We start from the raw sequence: 2642 nt of genomic DNA, 5'->3' as shown, positions 1-2642 counted from the left end.
AGAAGCCATATCAATAATTTCCATATCACCCATGTCGGCAATTAAATTCAAATGGGCAAAAATATCGCACTTTTCAATATTCTTGATTTTTTTCTCGCCACCCATAAATAAAAATGGCGCAAAGCTGTACACTTCATCAGCATTGAGTGGGCCATGTTTTTTTAATGCCGCAGGGAAAAGTGGTTTCCTTTGGTTGTTTTTAATATCAAGTCGCTCAGGGCTTTGAAATGCTATAAAATTTTTTATTGTCCGCTCAGTTTTACCAGCTTTAATATCTTGCTCACTTCCTTCGCTTGTCGTTATCCAGTTAAGGTGCGGGCTGATTTTAAGTGATACACCTGTTTTCTCGCCGTAGACCTGAAGCTTCCCCCAGGCATTACGCGCTATAACATAATAAATATCATCTTGCTCAAACGGGGTGTCTTCTAAAAACCGGTCAAGAATGTCTTGATAATCCGCTGGATTTGTCAGCCAAAATAAACCATCGGCAAAGCCGCTAAAACCGAGTATTTGCCAGTATTCAAGTAGCTGGTCAGGCAGTTTCCCTCGATACGCTTCTATATCACCGGTAGTCGCAGGTACAGTTGTTGTTGGTTGCCTAAATTTGCTTAGAAAATAATCTAAGGCGTCATCATTCGTTTCTATCATGGGCTCTCTACTTTTTGTTTAACGGGCAGCGCTCAAGTTGAATGTTTAACTTAGCATTTGGCCCATGTTTTTTAAATGCTTTTTCTATTTGCTCATCCATTAATTGCACGCGTGTTTTATCCCCTTTTTTACTTCCTATAGCTCTGCTTTGGCCCACTGCGGACCTAAAGAGCCGTTGCAATGGTCGTTACCATGTTGAAGCGAGCGGAATGAGAGTGCATAACTAACAGCTAAATGGTGTCTGTGGATGTGTTGTGCAGGCACGCAAAAATGTATGGCTAAACACTAATCTTAAACGATTCTAGCGCTCAGCCTTACAACATCCATGTTGTTAAAAAGCGGGGTTATTTTTACTTGAATTCAAGTTATCAATGAGTACATTTACTGCGCTGTGATTACTTCATGAACGGTATTTTCACGCTCAAAATTGAGATTAAATTGGCCTTGGCGATTAATGGTAAAAATGGCGCGCGTCCAGTTTTCTGGTTGGTGTTTAGTGGCATTCACAAATAGGGTGTTGAATAAATCGACTATCTCGTCTGTCACGGTAATCGGCTGTTCGCTTGTATCAGCAGCAGTTTGATAATGATCTTTGCATTCAAGCTCGCTTTCATCTTCGCAGTTTAAAATAAGTTGTGCTTCAAGCCACGGCTCTTTTATTTGCTGATAAAGGTACTGACCTAGGTGATGCGAGATGTTTTTAATATTTGGTTGCATATGCTGTCCTTAGCGTTGTTTGATTTATTCAAAAATATTTGCTGTTTTAAGTAAAGAGCTTATCGCCAAAGTTAAAGTCGGGAAACTTTCTAGCTCTTCCCACGTGAAAGAGTCTACAATCTGAAATTGATTTACCTCTAAGTGATAAACCACCCTTGAGCTGCTTTCATCACAAAAAGCGACGAAATTACGTAAAGATTCTTCTACATGAAATTCTTGATTGGCTTCAATAATTCCAGCTAAGTAATATGGTTCATTTTGTTCTTTAGCACTATAGAGATTTAATCCATTTATAGAAAAGCCATTTGATATTTTTAATAGATCTAAAAATTCACTTGGAGGTTGAAACTTGAAGGCTTTGGTGAAATACGCACTAAAAGCCTTTACCTCATCCAAACTGATAGGCGTTAGAAAAAAACCTTCGCCAAAGTGAGTTTGCTCTTCTGAGTTTTTCTCTATCAGGTAATTAATTAATTCATTTACATTTTTCATAGTTACCTCGGATATACATTCCCTTTTGGAAATGGCCACTCTGTTGATTTTACATCACCAATTTCTAGCCCATTAGTAGCTCTTTTTTGAAAAGTCGTGAAAGCTGAGTGCTCTGGGCTATTTCTGATGAGTACTAAGTTGCTAAAGTCATTTGTTCCACCATCATCTAAAGGAAGTTTATGGTGAACTTGCCAGCCATTTGGTACACGTCCTGCCTTTAATTTTGCTATATCACTTGAAGAAACACCAAGTTTATCTAATTGGGATAATATATCTTTATTATCAGATAATTCTTCAAGAAATTTTTTGCGAACACCATTATCAAACTTACTTCGCAAAGCTTTGTACTCAGCTCGATCACGCTTTAAGTAATCAATCTTTTTAAATTCTACATTTTTGAGGACTAAATTTTTCCCTTTGTATGAACCAATAAACTCACCTTTAGCCCCCTTTAAATCATTCCCTTTCGGCGGCTCAAGCTCATTGGCAACGGTTTTCTTCGGTTTGCCCACTACACCTGTACTTGCCGGTGGCTCAAACTCATCGAGGGCTTTGTTTACGCGATTGCCAATTTCATTTGCGGCGTTTCTTACGCCTTGGTCTATTTTTGGGGTGACTTCATCAAGCTGTTTGACCATGGCTTGCATGCCGTCAATGGCCGAGTCTGGCAGTAGGAGGTCGTATTTCCAGCTAGTTGAAATATCTTGCAAGGTATCTCTAAAGCTTTTAATAATTGCTTTGACTTCACTGGCGGCTTGTTTGCCTAAGTCTTGCCAGTTTATTTT

General features: G+C 38.9%; 5 protein-coding genes. All 5 read right to left on the bottom strand.

The features are described 5' to 3' along the window. Positions 1–648 (bottom strand): GAD-like domain-containing protein (locus H5186_RS22335; protein ID WP_182795024.1); only part of this gene is annotated, 648 nt, incomplete at its 3' end. Positions 649–655: 7 nt separating this feature from the next. After that, a complete protein-coding gene (locus H5186_RS22330; protein WP_182740481.1) occupies positions 656–805 on the bottom strand; it encodes a hypothetical protein in 150 nt (49 codons plus the stop codon). Between the two features lie 224 nt (positions 806–1029). Next, complete coding sequence (locus tag H5186_RS22325) at positions 1030–1365, bottom strand: DUF600 domain-containing protein (protein WP_182719716.1); 336 nt, start codon at positions 1363–1365, stop codon at positions 1030–1032. A gap of 24 nt (positions 1366–1389) precedes the next feature. Further along, positions 1390–1857, bottom strand: coding sequence for a YrhA family protein (locus H5186_RS22320; protein WP_182740456.1), 468 nt, complete (start codon positions 1855–1857; stop codon positions 1390–1392). A gap of 2 nt (positions 1858–1859) precedes the next feature. After that, positions 1860–2642, bottom strand: a 783-nt coding sequence (locus H5186_RS23220; RefSeq protein ID WP_182795023.1) for an HNH endonuclease signature motif containing protein, incomplete at its 5' end; no start/stop codon positions are given.

This window comes from Pseudoalteromonas sp. SG41-2 (genome assembly GCF_014164535.1).
Classification (GTDB): domain Bacteria; phylum Pseudomonadota; class Gammaproteobacteria; order Enterobacterales; family Alteromonadaceae; genus Pseudoalteromonas; species Pseudoalteromonas rhizosphaerae.
The sequence above is the reverse complement of the archived record's forward strand: the minus strand, read 5'-3'. Positions and strand labels throughout refer to the sequence as shown.